At 70.4% G+C, this 16,696-nt stretch carries 13 protein-coding genes; 8 read left to right on the forward strand and 5 right to left on the reverse strand.

The annotated features are described in order from the left end of the window. Positions 1–36 precede the first annotated feature (36 nt). Together H4N58_RS20135 and H4N58_RS20140 are read left to right on the forward strand one after the other, a co-directional pair. On the forward strand, positions 37–1,029 hold the full coding sequence (locus H4N58_RS20135; RefSeq protein WP_167249633.1) for a pirin family protein: 993 nt from the start codon (positions 37–39) through the stop codon (positions 1,027–1,029). Positions 1,030–1,134: 105 nt separating this feature from the next. Continuing rightward, positions 1,135–1,632 (forward strand): HNH endonuclease, encoded by a 498-nt coding sequence (locus H4N58_RS20140; protein WP_167249631.1) that lies wholly within the window; start codon positions 1,135–1,137, stop codon positions 1,630–1,632. 24 nt (positions 1,633–1,656) lie between these two features. Here the strand turns inward: H4N58_RS20140 and H4N58_RS20145 are convergent, their stop codons facing one another. Continuing rightward, a complete protein-coding gene (locus tag H4N58_RS20145; protein WP_167249629.1) occupies positions 1,657–4,437 on the reverse strand; it encodes a DUF6801 domain-containing protein in 2,781 nt (926 codons plus the stop codon). Positions 4,438–4,607: 170 nt separating this feature from the next. On the opposite strand from H4N58_RS20145, the gene H4N58_RS20150 reads away from it, so the two are divergent. Further along, a complete protein-coding gene (locus tag H4N58_RS20150; RefSeq protein WP_167000696.1) occupies positions 4,608–5,750 on the forward strand; it encodes a peptidoglycan bridge formation glycyltransferase FemA/FemB family protein in 1,143 nt (380 codons plus the stop codon). A 26-nt stretch (positions 5,751–5,776) separates the two neighbouring features. Next, positions 5,777–6,841: an alanine racemase gene (locus tag H4N58_RS20155; RefSeq protein WP_167249627.1), complete on the forward strand. Its 1,065-nt coding sequence runs from the start codon at positions 5,777–5,779 to the stop codon at positions 6,839–6,841. A 17-nt stretch (positions 6,842–6,858) separates the two neighbouring features. Here H4N58_RS20155 and H4N58_RS20160 read toward each other — a convergent pair whose 3' ends face one another. Further along, positions 6,859–7,995, reverse strand: coding sequence for an epoxide hydrolase family protein (locus H4N58_RS20160; RefSeq protein ID WP_167000700.1), 1,137 nt, complete (start codon positions 7,993–7,995; stop codon positions 6,859–6,861). A 61-nt stretch (positions 7,996–8,056) separates the two neighbouring features. Here H4N58_RS20160 and H4N58_RS20165 point away from each other — a divergent pair, with 61 nt between their 5' ends. Continuing rightward, on the forward strand, positions 8,057–9,007 hold the full coding sequence (locus H4N58_RS20165) for a YafY family protein (RefSeq protein WP_167000701.1): 951 nt from the start codon (positions 8,057–8,059) through the stop codon (positions 9,005–9,007). Here H4N58_RS20165 and H4N58_RS20170 read toward each other — a convergent pair. Both H4N58_RS20170 and H4N58_RS20175 read right to left on the reverse strand, forming a co-directional pair. Next, a complete protein-coding gene (locus tag H4N58_RS20170; RefSeq protein WP_167249626.1) occupies positions 8,942–10,321 on the reverse strand; it encodes a hypothetical protein in 1,380 nt (459 codons plus the stop codon). The two genes, H4N58_RS20165 and H4N58_RS20170, sit on opposite strands and share 66 nt — an antisense overlap. A 2-nt stretch (positions 10,322–10,323) precedes the next feature. Then, complete coding sequence (locus tag H4N58_RS20175) at positions 10,324–12,615, reverse strand: transglycosylase domain-containing protein (RefSeq protein ID WP_167249624.1); 2,292 nt, start codon at positions 12,613–12,615, stop codon at positions 10,324–10,326. A 237-nt stretch (positions 12,616–12,852) separates the two neighbouring features. Between H4N58_RS20175 and H4N58_RS20180 the strand changes: the two genes are divergently transcribed. The 3 genes from H4N58_RS20180 to H4N58_RS20190 all read left to right on the forward strand — a co-directional run bounded on the left by H4N58_RS20180 (position 12,853) and on the right by H4N58_RS20190 (position 15,830). After that, positions 12,853–13,464: a PadR family transcriptional regulator gene (locus H4N58_RS20180; RefSeq protein ID WP_167000706.1), complete on the forward strand. Its 612-nt coding sequence runs from the start codon at positions 12,853–12,855 to the stop codon at positions 13,462–13,464. 42 nt (positions 13,465–13,506) lie between these two features. Continuing rightward, complete coding sequence (locus H4N58_RS20185) at positions 13,507–14,598, forward strand: inositol-3-phosphate synthase (protein ID WP_167000708.1); 1,092 nt, start codon at positions 13,507–13,509, stop codon at positions 14,596–14,598. A gap of 101 nt (positions 14,599–14,699) precedes the next feature. After that, positions 14,700–15,830 (forward strand): MFS transporter, encoded by a 1,131-nt coding sequence (locus H4N58_RS20190; RefSeq protein WP_167249622.1) that lies wholly within the window; start codon positions 14,700–14,702, stop codon positions 15,828–15,830. Positions 15,831–15,837: 7 nt separating this feature from the next. Here the strand turns inward: H4N58_RS20190 and H4N58_RS20195 are convergent, their stop codons facing one another. Further along, positions 15,838–16,500, reverse strand: coding sequence for a D-alanyl-D-alanine carboxypeptidase family protein (locus H4N58_RS20195; RefSeq protein ID WP_167000712.1), 663 nt, complete (start codon positions 16,498–16,500; stop codon positions 15,838–15,840). Between the last annotated feature and the right edge of the window lie 196 nt (positions 16,501–16,696).

Here is a 16,696-nt window from a genome sequence, read left to right on the forward strand (position 1 = left end):
GGAAGACCCTGAGAGAAGACCCTGATACTGGTGCTCATGAGCGACCTGGAGCGCGATCCGCAGGAGATCACCTGCCCGCCCACCGACGGCCACGGTGCACCGGAGGTGCTGGAGCCGCGGCTCGTCCCGCTGGGCGGGCCGCGCGCGATGACCGTGCGCCGGACGCTCCCCCAGCGCCTGCGCTCGCTCATCGGTGCCTGGTGCTTCGCGGACCACTACGGGCCTGACGACGTGCGCGAGACCGGCGGCATGGCCGTTCCTGGGCACCCCCACACCGGACTCCAGACCGTGACCTGGCTGTTCACCGGCGAGGTCGACCACGTGGACACGGTCGGCTCCGTCCAGCGAGTACGACCCGGCGAGGTGAACCTCATGACGGCGGGCCGCGGCATCGCGCACTCGGAGTACTCGACGCCCGAGACCACGCTGCTGCAGGGCGTCCAGCTGTGGACGGCCCTGCCGGACTCGGCCCGCTTCGCCGGCCGCTCCTTCGAGCACCACGTGACCGAGCCGGTGGCGCACGGTCCGGCGACCGTACGGACATTCGTCGGCTCGTTCGCCGGATCGGCCTCGCCGGTCACGACGTACACGCCGCTCGTCGGTGCCGAGATCGTGCTGCCCGCCGGCTCGGAGGTGTGCTTCGACGTCGACCCCTCGTACGAGCACGGGGTGCTGGTCGATCTCGGGCCGGTGGACGTGGACGGGACGACGGTTGCGCCAGCGGCACTCGCGTACCGGCCCGTCGGTGGGACGACGCTCGCCCTGCGCACCGGTGACTCCGACGGCCGCGTGGTCCTCATCGGCGGCGAGCCGCTGGAGGAGGAGATCGTCATGTGGTGGAACTTCCTCGGGCGCGACCACGACGAGATCGTGCGGTTCCGCGAGGAGTGGCAGGCGCAGGTCCACGGCGCGACCGGCCCCGCCACCGACGCGTACGGGCCGTTCCCCGACGTGTGGGGCTCCGCGGTGCTGCCCGCGCCGGAGCTGCCGCACACTCGGCTGAAGCCCCGCAAACAGCCGCCGCGCTGAGGAGACGGACCGTCACGAAACGCCGGTCGGCGCCGGTTAAGCACGCGCCGTGCCATGGGCCCTGCGGCTAGGCTGATCGCACGGAGCGGTCGAGAGGCGGTGCCCATGACAGCTGTCGCCGAGCCCGTGGTGGTGGACCACCACGTCACAGTCACGCGCCACAGGCGGACCGTGCTGGTGCTCAACGCCAGCTACGAGCCCCTGCAGCGGGTGTCGCTGCGGCACGCCATCCGGATGCTCGTGCGTGAGGTCGCCGTCGTCGAAGAGGCCCACCCCGAGGACCGCTTCGGGCCGTTCCCCGTGCCCAAGGTCCTGCGGCTCGTGCGCTACGTCGTGATGCGGTGGCTGCACGGGCGCGACCCGCTGTGCACGAAGACGGCGGTGAAGGCGCGCGACGAGCGCTGCGGCTACTGCGGCGGCCCGGCCGAGACCGTGGACCACATCCTCCCCCGCTCTCGCGGAGGGCTGCTCACCTGGGAGAACTCGGTGGCCGCCTGCCTGCGGTGCAACCACCGCAAGGGCGACCGGACGCCGGCGGAGGCGGGGATGACGCTGCTGGTCACCCCCGCCGTGCCCCACCGGTCGCCGCTGACGGTGCGCTGAGGCACCGCCAGCGGCGGGGGTCCGCTACTTGCGGACCTTGACCTTCACGGTGACGGTCTTGCCGGCGGCGTACACGTTGCCCGCGTAGGCGACCTTCACCTTGTACGTGCCCGGCTTGGCGAACTTCTTGAGCCGGACGACGACCTTGCCGTTGGCGCGGACCGTCGCGGTGCCGATCTTCTTGCCCTTGACGGTCACCACGACCTTGCCGGTCCGTGCGACACCCGTCGGCGTCGTGACCTGCACGGACACCTTCGCCTTGGTGCGCTTCGCGCGGACCTTGGTCGGCGCCACCTTGGCGCGGACGGCAGCCCGTGCCTTGGTGACGGTGACCGACACGCGACCGGACGAGGCCGCGCTGATCGCGTCGCCGCGGTAGGCGATCGTCAGCGCGTGCTTGCCCGGCGCCAGCGCGCCCTTGCGCACGGCGACGGTCGCGCGTCCGCCGGACACGGTCGCCGAGCCGACGACCTGCGCGCCGCGACGCACCTCGACCTTGCCCTTCGCACCCGCGACCGTACGGACGGCCACGCTCACCGACGGGGAGGCCCCGTACGCGCTGGTGCGGGCGGTCGCCGTCGTCGTCGACGCGGCCTTGGTGACCGAGTACGACGCGGTGGTCGAGGAGGGCTTGGCTCCGTCGAAGCCGAGGTAGGCGACCTCGACCTCGTGCGCCCCGACCTTCGCGGCCTTGGGCAGCGTGACGCGGGCCTTGCCGCCCTTCACCGTGCCGGTGCCGACGACCTTGTCACCGGCGCGCACCTCGACGGTGCCCTCGGCGGCGTTGTCCGACGCGACGGTCACGTCGACGACCGGCGCGGCGCCGTACGAGACCGGGCCGACCTTCGCCGTCGTGGTCGAGTCGCCCTTGACGTAGACGGTGGCGACGTGGAGGTCCTGGCCGGGCATCGCCGCGCACTGCAGCCAGACGTTCGGGATCAGTCCGTCCATGATCCCCGGCGTCAGCTTGGACAGGATCGCCATCTCCTGCGGGGCCGACACCTTGATCGCTCCCTTGTCGGGCCCGGTCACGGCGTCGAGCGTGCCCGTGGTCGGGATCCGGACTCCCTCGCTCGGGACAGGCCACGACACGTTGACGTCCTCGGCCCGCAGGCCTTCGAGGGGGGCGTCGTACTCATGCCCGGTCGCGGTCTCCTCGAGGTGGACCGAGGCGATCGACGAGCCGCCGACCTTGGTCTGCCCGAAGCCCATCGTGTCGAGCGTGTTGTTCCCGGCGAGCAGCTCGGCAAGGCCCTGCGGCATCACGAGGTCCACGTCGGTCGGCTCGGGGGTGAACACCTCGCCGGGGGCGATGCTGCGCGGCAGGTCGGCCCGCGTGTCGACGGTGAAGGCCATCGAGCCACCCATGACATAGTTCTGCAGCTCGGTGAACCCGGGAACTTCCTCCCCGGTCTCGAAGTCGCGCTCCTGCGGCTGACACTTGTAGCGCACGCCGTCGAGCACGCCGCGGACAGCGGTCTCCTCCACGACGTCCACCGTGATCGTCGCTGTCGCGGACGCACCCTCGTTGTCGGTGGCGGTATAGGTGAAGGTGTCCGTCCCGACGAAGGTGGGCTTGGGGGTGTAGGTCTGCTTGTGCCCGACACTCGGGTACTTCGCGAGATCTGGGAACTCGGTCCACCCGTCGGCGGTGACGTCAGCGGCGGTGAGGAACGGGGAGAGCGCCCCGTGCTTCGGGGCACCGTAGGTGATGCGCTGCGAGTCGTTGGCCTGTTGCCAGAAGTAGAACCGAGCGGCGTCGTCACGGACGTACGGCCACAGGTCGAGCGCCTTGCCCTTGCCGATGGTGAAGTGCAGGTCGCGCACCAGCGGCGCGTTGTTGACACCCTCGTACGTGACGGTGGCCGGCGGGCTGACCTGGCCGTCGGCGTCGGTGGCGGTGTAGGTGAAGCTCGCCGCGCCGCCCGCGGTGGTCGACAGCACCGCTGTCGCCCCGTCGATCGTGACGATCGCTGCCCCGGGCTTGGTCACGACCGCGAAGGTGTACGGAGCACGCCCGCCGACGGCCCGGAGGGTGACCGGGACCTTCGGTCCGTAGTCGAAAGCAGTACGGCCGACCTTGCCTGCGTCGACATCCTTCGCGATCGGGGTCGGGGAGGACTCCTCGACCTCAATCGCGGTGAGGATGCGGTCGGCTGCGACGGTCGGACCCGTGCAGTCCATCGTCGCGGGGAGGTCCTTCGCGGGCAGGCCCTCGGGCTCGGTGTAGACGACGGCGTTGACGAAGAACTGCTCAGGCATCGACAGCGTCGCGGTGCCGGTGAGCTCGGGCACGGTGATCGCCGGCACGGTCCCCTCGGTCGGGATCTTCCAGAGGCCGCCGGCCTTCTGCGGGATCGGCGTCTGCGGTGCCGACAGCCCGTCGATCAGGTACGACTGCGTCTGGCCCCCCAGCGCCATCACCACGGCTGCGTCCTCGGACTTGCCGCCGGCGGTCTTGCCACCGAGCAGCCCGACGGTCGCGTTGCGCAGGCTCTCCGGCATCGTGAGCGTGATCTGCGTCGTGCGGCTGGGCACGACCTCGCCCGGGTTGGCGGACTCGGGCACCTCGACCTGCGCGCGTACGCCGACGTCGTGCTTGCCGAGCGACAGACCGCCGGCGACGACGTGACAGTTGTAGGTGAAGCTCTTGTCGATCGGGCGGTCGTCTGCGGCTGCAGAACGCTCGGCGGCCGTGATTGGCGCCGCCGCGAATGCCAGGGTCCCGGCCGCGAGCGCGGTGGTCGCGACCGCTGCGGTGGACCGCCTCAGTCTGCCCGGGGGTGGGCATGACGAAGTAGACACTGAATCTCCCTCCAGAGAAACGTAGAACGCCGGGAGCAAAGCCGACGCACGTGGTGTGCCGAGTGTCACACACATTTACATCGCGCGGAGACAAATTCGTGGAGCCGCTCGCAGCATGGCCGCTTCGCCACACCGAGGCGGCCGAACGGCGCTCCGGTAGCCTCGTGGCCGTGTCCCTCACCGTCCGTACGATCAGCAGCGCCGACCACCTGGCGTACCTGACCTCCCTCCCCTCCGCGAGCTTCCTCCAGACCCCGGCGTGGGCGGCGGTGAAGCCGGAGTGGAGAGGCGAGTCGATCGGCTGGTTCGACGGGAGCGAGATCGTCGGTGCCGGCCTGGTGCTCTACCGCAAGCTGCCGAAGGTCGCGAAGTACCTCGCCTACCTGCCCGAGGGCCCCGTCATCGACTTCGCCTCGGCCGTCGAGGGTCCCGGAGGACTCGCCGCGTGGCTCGACCCGATGGTGAAGCACCTCACAGGCAAGGGCGCGTTCGGTGTCCGCATGGGCCCGCCGGTCGTCCTGCGGACGTGGGACGCGGCCACCGTCAAGAAGGCCGTCGCCGACCCGGCGCTGCGCACGCTCGGCGACGCCCCTGCGGCGACGGCCGACGGCCGTGCGATCGCCGTGACCCGCGAGCTGCACCGGATCGGGTGGCGCGAGCAGGTCAGCGAGGGCGGGTTCACCGCAGGCCAGCCCAAGTACAACTTCTGGCTCCCCCTCGCCGAGGCCGACGGCACTCCCCGTACGGAGGAGGCGGTGCTGCGCGGCATGAACCAGCTGTGGCGCCGCAACATCAAGAAGGCCGACAAGGCCGGCGTCGAGGTGACCCTCGGCGGCGCGGACGACCTGGCGGCGTTCCACGCGATCTACTCCGAGACCGCCGTGCGCGACCACTTCACGCCGCGGCCGCTGTCGTACTTCCAGACGATGTGGGACGCGCTCAACGGCGAGGACCCCGACCGGATGCGTCTCTACCTCGCCCACCACGAGGGTGACCTCGTCGCCGCGACGACGCTCGTCCGGGTCGGGCAGCACGCCTGGTACTCGTACGGCGCCTCGACCACCGCCAAGCGGGAGGTCCGTGGGTCCAACGCGATCCAGTGGCAGATGATCCGCGACGCGATGGCCGATGGGTGCACCGTGTACGACATGCGCGGCATCACCGACACGCTCGACCCCGAGGACAGCCACGTCGGGCTCATCCAGTTCAAGGTCGGCACCGGCGGTCAGGCCGTCGAGTACGCCGGCGAGTGGGACCTCCCCGTCAACCGCCTGCTCTATCTGGCGTTCCAGCAGTACATGAAGCGGCGTTGACCCACACGACGCGAGGAAGGCTGACCATGACTCTCACGCTCCACGTCGACGGCGAACGCTGGCGAGCGCACCTGCGCGGCACCGCTGAGCTGTACGAAGGCATCGTCCCGGTGATCAAGGGCAACGGGTACGGGTTCGGCAACCGGACCCTCGCGCGCCGTGCGGACTGGCTCGAGGTCGACACGGTCGCCGTCGGGACGTACGCCGAGCTGATGGACGTCCTCCCGCGCTTCGGGGGCGACATCCACGTGCTCACACCGTGGCGCCCGTTCTGGTCCGACACGGTGCGCTCCGAGCGGATGTACGACCCGCGCGTCGTCCACACGGTCAGCCGCATCGAAGACCTGGCGCTGCTGCGCGACGAGGCGCCGGAAGGCACGCGGATCGTCCTCGAGGGCGAGACGGCGATGGCGCGTCACGGCGTCGACCGGCACGCACTCACCGCGGCTGCCGACGCGCTCGGACGCCTGCGGCTGATCGGCTTCTCGATCCACCTCCCGCTCTCCGAGGACAATCTCGCCGAGGCCGACCGGTGGGCGGCGGCGTTCGAGGCGTCGAAGCTCGCACCGGCAGTCTCCGGGACCCCGCTGTTCACCGTCTCGCACCTGTCCGACCGCGAGGTGCGCGAGCTGGCCGAGCGCCGGCCGGGCCTGTCCGTACGGCCCCGCGTCGGCACCGCGCTGTGGCTCGGCGACCGGGGTGCGTTCCGGGTCACCGGCCTCGTCCTCGACTCCCACGTCGTCGAGCGGGGCGAGCGGATCGGCTACCGCCAGCGCCCGCTCCCGGCCGGAGGCACGGTGCTCGTCGTGTCCGGCGGCACCTCGCACGGCATCGGGCTCGAGGCGCCGACGGCGGCCACGACGCTCAAGCAGCGCGCCACGTCCGTCGCGAAAGGCGGGCTCGGCGCTGCGGGGCTCGCGCTGTCGCCGTTCGTCGTGGGCGGCAAGCAACGCTGGTTCGTCGAGCCGCCGCACATGCAGGCGAGCATGATCCTGCTCCCCTCCGGCGTCGCGGTGCCGGAGGTCGGCGAAGAGGTCGAGCTCGAGGTGCGCATGACGACCACGACCTTCGACGCCGTCGACCTGCCCTAGCGGTCTTGCAGTTTGGGTCAGGCGGTGGCGAAGAAGGTGCGGATGTCCGCCACCAGCTCCTGCGGCTTTTCGAGCATGGCGTAGTGCCCGCCCTCGGGGAACTCGCTCCAGTGCACGATGTTGTCGTTGTCGCGATCGGCGAACGCCCGGATCGTCTTGAAGTCGTCCGCGAAGACCGCGACCCCCGTACGAGAGTGGTTGACCTCGGGCTTCGCATCGCGGTGCGCCTCTTCGTAGTGGTAGCGCCCGGCCGTCGCCGACGTGTTCGTCAGCCACTCGAGCGTGACCTCGGCGAGGATCTGGTCCGTCGTCAGGAGGCTCGTCCCGTCGCCGAACGACTGGAACAGCTCGTTCCACGCCAGCTGCCCGACCGGTGAGTCGGACACACCGACGGCGACGGTCTGCGGACGCGACGCGTTGATCGCGTTGTAGCCCCCGACCGACTGGAACCACTGCAGGTGCTCCAGCGCCGCGAACTCCTTCGGCCCGAACCCGTCCATCTCGCCGGGCGCACCGGTCGGGAACGAGAACAGCTGCATGACGTGCAGGCCAAGAAAGCCCTCGGGCTCCCTCAGGCCGAGCTCGCGCGACACCATCGCGCCGCCGTCGCTCCCGTGCGACCCGTACGACTCGTAGCCGAGCTGTCGCATCAGCGTGTCATAGGTCTGCGCGATCCGCGCCATCGTCCAGCCGCGATCGACGACTGGGGTGCTGAAGCCGAAGCCGGGCATGGACGGCACGACGACATCGAAGGCGTCCTCGGCGCGGCCGCCGTGGGCGACCGGGTCGACGAGGGGGTCGATCATCTCGATGAAGTCGTACACCGAGCCGGGGTAGGAGTGGGCGAGCAGGAGCGGGGTCGCGTTCTCCTCGTCCGAGCGGACGTGCAGGTAGTGGACCGTCTGCCCGTCGATCTCGGTGAGGAACTGGTCGTACGCGTTCAGCCGAGCCTCGACCTCGCGCCAGTCGAATCCTGTGCGCCAGTGCTCGATGACGTCGGCGAGGTAGGCGTTCGGGACGCCGTAGGTCCAGTCGTCGCCGGGGGCCGTTGCGGGGAGGCGCGTCCGGGCGAGCCGGTCGTCGAGGTCGTCCAGGTCGGCCTGGGCGACCTCGATGCGGAAGGGTCGGGTGCTGGTGTTCTCGTGTGTGCTCATGAAAGGACAGTACAAAGCATTCAGGTACGGATCGTTCCTCATCTATGGCATGATCGGGAGAATGTTGGAGACGTCCGCTCGCCTGCTCGCCCTGCTCGGACTGCTCCAGTCCCGCCCGGCATGGGCGGGCGCCGATCTCGCCGAACGGCTCGACGTCACCCCGCGCACCATCCGCAACGACGTCGACCGGCTGCGTGACCTCGGCTACCCGATCGACGGCGCACGCGGCCCTGCGGGCGGCTACCGGCTCGGGCCCGGCGCGAAGCTCCCGCCGCTGCTCCTCGACGACGCCGAGGCGGTGGCTGTCGCGATCGGGCTGCGCGCGGCCCACGGCATCACGGACATCGAGGAGAGCTCTGCGAGTGCGCTCGCCAAGCTCGAGCAGGTGCTCCCGCACCGCCTGCGCCGCCGGGTCGAGGCGATCACCGACACCGTGAGCGCAGGGCCGGTCAACACCGACAGCAACGTGGAGGACCCCAAGATCGCCCCGGAGACCCTCTCCCGCATCGCCGATGCGATCCGTGACGAGGAGCGGCTGCGGCTCACGTACGAGGGCGAGCGTCTCGACGTCGAGCCGTACCGGGTGATCACGTGGCAGCGGCGCTGGTACCTCGTCGCCCGTGAGGTGCGCACCGCGAGGTGGCGTGCCCTTCGGGTGGACTGGGCGGAGATCAGCGCGATGCCCCAGCCGCGCTTCGCGCCACGCCCGATGGCCGTCGACGACTACACGACGTTCGTGGTGCGCGAGATCGCGTCGGGCGGCTGGTCGGTGCACGCACGCATCACGGTGCTCGCACCCGCTGAGGAGGTGCGCTCCCGCATCAACGACGCGGTCGGGGTCGTCGAGGAGGTCGACGAGCACACCAGCGTGCTCGTCACCGGCGCCGACAGCATCGAGATCCTCGCCGTGTACGTCGGGATGCTCGGGCTGGACTTCCGGGTCGACTCACCGCCCGAGCTGATCGACCACGTTCGGCTGCTCGGACGCCGGTACGCCGCGGCCGGCGGCTGACCGCTGCATGCGCGCCGCGAGCCACACCGTCGCCACCACGTGCAGCGCGATCGCGACCACGTAGACCACGTCGGCGGTGTCCCCGGCGGGCTTCGTGACGTCGCCGAGGTGCCACCACGTCGCCACCACGAGGAACACCTCCGCTGCCTGCCACCACAGGAGGTCGCGCCACACCGGGTGCGCGAGCACCGCGAGGGGCAGCAGCCACAGGGCGTAGCCAGGTGCGTATGTCGTCCCCACGAGAAGCAGCGCCGCGAGCAGGACGAACGCGTAGCGCGCGGTCTGCGACACGTCACCCGAGCGTGCCGCATAGAGGAAGGTCACGGACACCGCGAACGCCCACAGCCCGATCACGATCGGGACGACGACCGTCGACGACACATCCACCCCGAGCTCGGCCAGCACCGCCCACAGCGACCCGACGCCGCCCTCATGGTCGAGCCACCGGCGTACGGGCTCGGTGACGGCGTCGCCCGCCGTCACCGCGAACGCCACCACACCACCGACGGCCACCGTGAGCGTCGCCGAGCCGAGCAGGCGTCCCGCGGCGGCACCGTGCCGGAGCAGCGCGGTGGCGCCGAGGACGAGCAGGACCACGACCGGCCACCACGCGGCGAGCACCGCGACGCCGAGCACCAGACCAGCCAGGCGCGCACGTGCCGCGGTCCAGGCCGCCAGCCCCCAGGCCACGAGGGCGACCCCGACGAGATCCCAGCCGACGCCGATGAGGAGCGCGATCAGCGGGGACGCGGCCAACGGCATCAGCGACGCGACCGGACGCGACCACGAGGGCCACGGCCGCGTGGCGTTCGTCGAGAGCGCGGAGCGGGCGAGCGCCACGAGTGCGAGTAGGAGGAGCAGGAGGCTCCCGACCGCGACCAGCCCGGTGTACGCGACGGCCTCGCGGCGCACCGAGCGGTCGCGCTCGACCTCCGTCGCGTCCCGTGCAGCGCGGGCGTCGACATCGGATCGCGCGAGGGTGTGCACCACCGCGGCCGTCGCGTGCTGCAGCGCCCCGACCGGCAGCGTGACCGCGTTGACGGGCCACCTGCCACCGGCCTCCGACCAGGGGGCGACCCGTTCGGCGAGCCCCGTGGTCGCGTACTCCTGCGGCAGCTCGCTCGCGCACAGCCGTGCGTACGAGGCTCCGCCCGCGACCGGCTTCTCACTGAACCACCGGCTCCCGGAGTCGACGGCGCACGGGCCCTTGGTGACGAGCCCGAGCGTCCCGACGAGCATCGCCGTCGCGAGCAGGATGCGGACCGGCGTCCACCACCGGCTGGGACGGGCCCGGCCCCCCGCCGGTCCCGCCATCGTCAGCCGCCCCAGCCGTTACCTGGGCCGTCGGTCTCCTCGGGCGGCTCCGGCTCGGTGGGCAGCGTGGGCTGCGTCGGACGCGTCGGACGCGTCGGATCCGGCTCTGTCGGCTCCGTCGGCAGCGTCGGCTGGGTGGGTGCCGGTCGGGTCGGACGCGTCGGGCGGCTCGGACGGTCCGGACGGTCCGGCTTCGGCTTCTTCGTCTCCTCGGTCGCTGTCGGCGTCGGGACGAACGTCTTGCCCTTGGTCGACTTGATGTTGGCCGGCGGCGGGAACTCGCCGCAGTCGCCGCCGTCGAGAACCTTGTCCATGAAGGTCTTGAAGGTCTTGGCGGGGTACTGGCCACCGTAGAACGTCGGCATGTAGCCGTTGAGGGCCTCGTTGCCGTTCTTGCCGCGGACGTACATGACGGCCGTCGACAGCTTGGGCGTGTAGCCGACGAACCACGAGCTCGAGACGTGCGCGCTGCCGACCTCCTTGCCGTCCTCGACCTTCTGGAACGTCGCGGTGCCGGTCTTGCCGGCGGTCGGGCACATCGTGCTCCCGTTGGTGCCGCTGCCCGAGCGCACGACGTCCTGGAGCGCCTTGGTCACGTCGGAGGCGACCGCCTTGGAGAACGCCTCCTTGGAACGGACGGTGTGCTTGTGGAGGTCCTTGCCCTCACGGTCACGGACCCGCTCGATGACGTACCAGTCGTTCTGCTTGCCCTCGTTGGCGAAGGTCGCGTACGCGGCAGCCATGTCGACGTTGGGGACGGGCGCATAACCGAGGGAGACGACGGCGACGCTCGGGTCGTAGCGCTTGACCGCAGCCGCGGAGACGCCGGCTCGACGGGCGGCCTCGAGGGTCTTGTCGCCGCCGTCGTCCATCACGTCGTACGTGAGGTCGACGAACGCGGTGTTGACCGACTCCTGCGTCGCGTACTCCAGGGAGACCGGCCCGAACGAGCGGCCACCGGAGTCGCCCTGGTTCTCGATCTCGGCGTCACCCTTGAGGCGCAGCGGCGACGAGCCGTTCAGCTGGGTCTTGAGGCCGTAGCCGTCGCTCAGCGCCGCGGCGACCGCGAACGGCTTGAAGGACGACCCGGGCTGCGAGCCGAGCATCGCCCAGTTGAGCTGGCTCTTGAGGTAGTTCGGTCCGCCGTACATCGCCCGCAGCGCCCCCGTCTGGGGGTCGACGGAGGACAGCGCGACGTTGAGCTCCTTGAGGCCTTCGGGCTTCATCTCCTTGACGGACTCGACCGCGGCCTTCTGGGCGTCGTAGTCGAACGTCGTGACGACCTTGAGCCCGCCGCCGTTGATCTGGGTGTCGTCGAAGCCCTCCTTGCGCAGCTGCTGCTCGGTGAGCCGCAGAAGGAAGCCCCTGGTGCCGCCGAAGCGGTTGGACTGGCGCTGCTTCTGGACCTTGGGGAGCTTCGCGGAGTACTTCGCGTACTCCTCCTCAGTGATGTTGCCGGCCTTGCGCATCCCGTCGATGACATAGCTGTAGCGACCCATCAGACGGTCGTGGTCGTCCTCGTCGTACGGGTCGAACGCGCTCGGGTTGTTGATCACCGACGACAGCAGCGCAGCCTGCGGCGCGGTCAGCTTGGCGGCCTTCTGGCCGAAGTAGGTCTGTGACGCGGCCTCGACCCCGTACGCACCGTTGCCGAAGTAGATCGTGTTGAGGTAGCCCTCGAGGATCTCCTCCTTCGACATCTGGTTGTGGACCTTGATCGAGAGGATCGCCTCTTTGGCCTTGCGGCTCCAGGTGCGGTCCTGGGTGAGGTAGAGAACCTTCACGTACTGCTGCGTGATGGTCGATCCGCCGGACGTCGAGTTGGTGGTCGCGTTGTCGCGCAGGGCGCGGGCGATTCCCTTGAAGTCGAGGCCCTGGTTCGTGTAGAAGCTGCGATCCTCCGCCGCGACGACCGAGTCCTTGATCGTCTGCGGCATCTCGTCGAACGTGATCGACGTACGGTTCTGCGTCTGGAAGTCGCCGATCTTGTGCTTGCCGTCGGAGTAGTAGACCTTGGTGGTCTGCGTGAGGAACTCGGCGTTCGCGTCGGGGATGGACACCGCGCGGTACGCGAAGAACAGGCCGGCGATCCCGAGGACGAACATCACCACGCCGGTGATGAGTCCCCACTTGACGATGCGGCGCCAGAGCGGCTTGCGGGGCTTGCCTTCTTCGGCGGACCGGCCGCCCTTGCCGGGCTTGGGGGCCGTGCGGGATCGAGAGCCGGCCCGTGAGGCGGGCTGGGCCTTCCTCGAGCGCGGGTTCACGGGTCCGCCGTGCGACTGGTTCGCCACGCGTCGTACTCCTCTGGATTGCTGCCGGGGGGATGCCGCCCTTCACAGGGCAGGCCACAGGCGTGCCGGAGCACGGCCCATCGAGCAAGTGTGCCCAACTTCGAGGTTGAACCAAAACCCCCGCGCCACGGACCCGGTGTCACGAGCACGCATTGACATCTGGTTCGATGTATCGCAACGATATATCCAATCGGCAGTCGAGACCGGCTGCCGAGGAGGAATGCGAAGGGGGTCGTCGTGGCCAGGCGCGGTGCTGCACTCGAGTTCGCCGTACTCGGGCTGCTCCATGACACCCCAATGCACGGGTACGAGCTGCGCAAGGAGCTCAACGCCCTGCTCGGGTGGTCTCGGGTGCTGTCCTACGGCACGCTCTACCCGTGCCTGAAGGTGCTCGGCAAGAAGGGCTACATCGTGGCCGACGACCCTGCCGAGACGGCCGTGGCAGCACGGGGACGGCGGGGAAAGATCGTCTATCGGCTCACCGCCGAGGGCAAGGAGCACTTCAGCGACCTGCTGTCGGCGTCGGGCCCCTCGTCGTGGGAGGACGAGACCTTCGGCATCCACTTCGCCTTCTTCTCGCGCACCGATTCCCGTACCCGTGTGCGCATCCTCGAGGGACGAAGGAGTCGCCTCGAGGAGCGGCTCGAACGTGTGCGCAGCACGGCACAGCGCAATCGTGAACGGCTCGACGCCTACACGTTGGAGCTGCAGCGCCACGGCCTTGAGTCGGTCGAGCGCGAGGTGCGCTGGCTGACCGGTCTGATCGACGCGGAGCGCTCCGGCAAGCAGCCGGGCGGACCGTGGGACCAGACGAGATCGAAGACATCGCCGCCGGACAACGGTGGCTAGGACGAGAGAGCGGGGCCAGCGGCCCCCGAGGAGGAGGACCCCATGGGTTCGGTACGCGTAGCGATCGTGGGCGTCGGCAACTGTGCCACGTCGCTCATCCAGGGCGTCGAGTACTACAAGGACGCTGATCCTGAGGGCACCGTTCCTGGCCTCATGCACGTCCAGTTCGGTGAGTACCACGTCAAGGACGTCGAGTTCGTCGCAGCGTTCGACGTCGATGCCAAGAAGGTCGGGTTCGACCTCGCCGAGGCGACGCAGGCCAGCGAGAACAACACCATCAAGATCGCCGACGTCCCGCCGACCGGTGTGACCGTGCAGCGCGGCCACACCCTCGACGGGCTCGGCAAGTACTACCTCGAGACCATCGAGCAGTCCGACGCCGAGCCGGTCGACGTGGTGCAGGTGCTCAAGGACACGAAGGCAGACGTCCTCGTGTCGTACCTGCCGGTGGGCTCGGACGCCGCCGACAAGTTCTACGCGCAGTGCGCGATCGACGCGGGCGTCGCCTTCGTCAACGCCCTGCCGGTGTTCATCGCCTCCGACCCCGAGTGGGCCAAGAAGTTCGAGGACGCGGGCGTCCCGATCATCGGCGACGACATCAAGAGCCAGGTCGGCGCGACCATCACCCACCGCGTGATGGCCAAGCTGTTCGAGGACCGCGGCGTGACGCTGGACCGGACGTACCAGCTCAACGTCGGCGGCAACATGGACTTCAAGAACATGCTCGAGCGTGATCGCCTGGAGTCCAAGAAGATCTCGAAGACGCAGGCCGTCACCTCGAACCTCAACGGTCCGCTCGCCGGCAAGATCGACGACAAGAACGTCCACATCGGCCCGTCGGACTACGTCCAGTGGCTCGACGACCGCAAGTGGGCGTACGTCCGTCTCGAGGGTCGCGCGTTCGGTGACGTCCCCCTGAGCCTCGAGTACAAGCTCGAGGTCTGGGACTCCCCGAACTCCGCCGGCATCATCATCGACGCGATCCGTGCGGCCAAGATCGCCAAGGATCGCGGCATCGGCGGCGCGCTGATCTCGGCCTCGTCGTACCTGATGAAGTCCCCGCCGGTGCAGCGTCCGGACGATCTCGGGCGTGCCAAGCTCGAGGCGTTCATCGCCGGCACCGAAGAGCGCTGACACCACGCTGGTTGAGCCTGTCGAAACCACGCCCAACGGCGCGGATCCCTGGTCGGGTCCGCGCCGTTCGGCGTTCCCGGTGCCGCTGAGATAGTGAGCGCGTGCGCACCAGCCTGTGGACCCGCGGCTTCGTCCGGCTCCTCGGCGTCCGCGTGGCGAGCCAGGCTGGCGACGGTCTGTTCCAGGCGGGTCTCGCGTGGCTGGTGCTGCTGTCACCCGAGGCACAGCGCTCGTCGGGACGGTTCGTGCTCGTGCTCGCGATTGTGCTGCTGCCGTTCAGCGTGCTCGCCCCGTTCGTCTCGCTGGTGCTCGACCGGTGGCTGCGCCGCAGCATCCTGGTCACCGCCCAGGCCGTACGGGCCGGGGTCGTTGCCTCTGTCGCCCTCGTTGCGTGGCTGTCGGCCGAGCGTGCCGACTGGCCCGTGTACGTCCTGGTCCTCGTCGCGCTCGGGTTCGCCCGGCTGCTGCTCGCCTGCCTGTCGGCGAGCGTCCCGCACGTGGTGGCGCAGGACCGCCTCGTCGACGCCAACACCGTCGGCCCGACGCTCGGGGCGACGGCGCACGCGACCGGGCTCGGCGCCGGGGCGCTGCTGCTCGCGCTCGGCGCCGGCTCGCCCGTCGTCCTCGTCGCGAGCACGCTGCTGACGGTCACGGCGTCGCTCCTCGCCAGGGGGTTCGGTCGGGCCGCGCTCGGCCCGGACGCCGGCAGCCGTCCGCCGCGCCCCGGTGACGTGCTGCGTGACCTCGCCGATGCCCTCGCCCACCTGTGGAGCCGCCGCCGCGCGAGCGCCGCACTGCTCACGTTCGGCGCACTGCGGGTCGCGTACGGCGGGTTCACCCTGCTGGCCTTCGCGGCGACGGCGGGGCGAGGTGACGACGCGGAGGCTGCGGTGGCGGCGGCCGGTGTCGCGGCAGGGTTCGCGCTGGGTGCCGTCAGCACCCCGTGGCTCGCGCACCGGCTCGGGATCGGTCGCTGGACCGTCGTCGCGGGAGCGGTCGGGCTCACCCTGCTCACGGCGCCCGCGCTGGTCGGGGGCGGGACGGTCACGGCGTGGTTCGTGCAGGCGTTCGCGTTCGGGCTCGTCCACCAGGTGTGGAAGATCCGTACCGACACGGTGGTGCAGCGCGAGGTCGACGAGCAGTACCTCGGCCGCGTCTTCGTGCTCTACGACGTCCTCAACAACATCACGTACGTCGCCGGTGCCGCCCTGGCAGCGCTGCTCGTGGCGTGAACCGCGGTCAGGACACGCGGTCGCCGGACGCGACGTACTCCCAGTGCCACGGCTCCGGTCGTGAGCCGCCGGGGCGCGCCCAGTACGGGATGTCCCAGCCGAACGCCGAGGCGTGGGCATCCATCCACGCCCATGCCGCCGTCCCAGCCTGGCCGTCGCTGTTCGTGCAGAGGTCGAGCGCGAGGCCGAGACCGTGGTTGCTGGTGCCCGGCGGTGCGACCATGCCCGGGTTCGAGGCGTGCATCTTGGCCTGCTGCGCATAGCTGCGGTAGCCGTTGTTCACACACGGATAGCGTCCGTGCGCCTCCTTGAAGGCCTCCTGCAGGCTCGCCCAGGCCTCGGCGGCGTCAGCACGCAGCTCGGTGCCGGACGGCGGCACCGTGCACAGCGCCGAGGCTGGCAGGCGGCCGTTCGGGCCCGAGGGCTGCGATCCGGTGGACGCGCAGGAGGTGAGGATCAGCATCCGCTCGGCGACCGCACGACCGGCCTCGCTCATCCCCCGGCTGCTGCGGACCTCGGCGGCCTCGTGCGAGGCGCGCTTGTCGACCTCCTGCGCGATCGCGCGCGCGACGGCGGCCTCGTGGGCAGCGCGCTCCCGCTCGTCCAGGACGTAGCGCACGGCAGGGACGGCCATCGCGACCACGAGAACGAGGACGGCGAGGCGTCGCACGCGGCGGAACCGAGGCCGGCGCGGGCCCGGGCTTTCGCCCCGTCCAGCGCCCCGTCCAGCGCCCCGTCCGGCGCCCCGCCTCCTGGTCTGCGCACGCCGCCCACCCGCCGCCGTCGCAGCGCGGGACGAGCGCTCAGGGCGGGTGGGCGGGTCCTCCGACGCGGGCAGGTCGGCATCCGTGCCGGCGTGCGGGGTC

The sequence above is a fragment of the Mumia sp. ZJ1417 genome, assembly GCF_014127285.1.
GTDB lineage: Bacteria > Actinomycetota > Actinomycetes > Propionibacteriales > Nocardioidaceae > Mumia.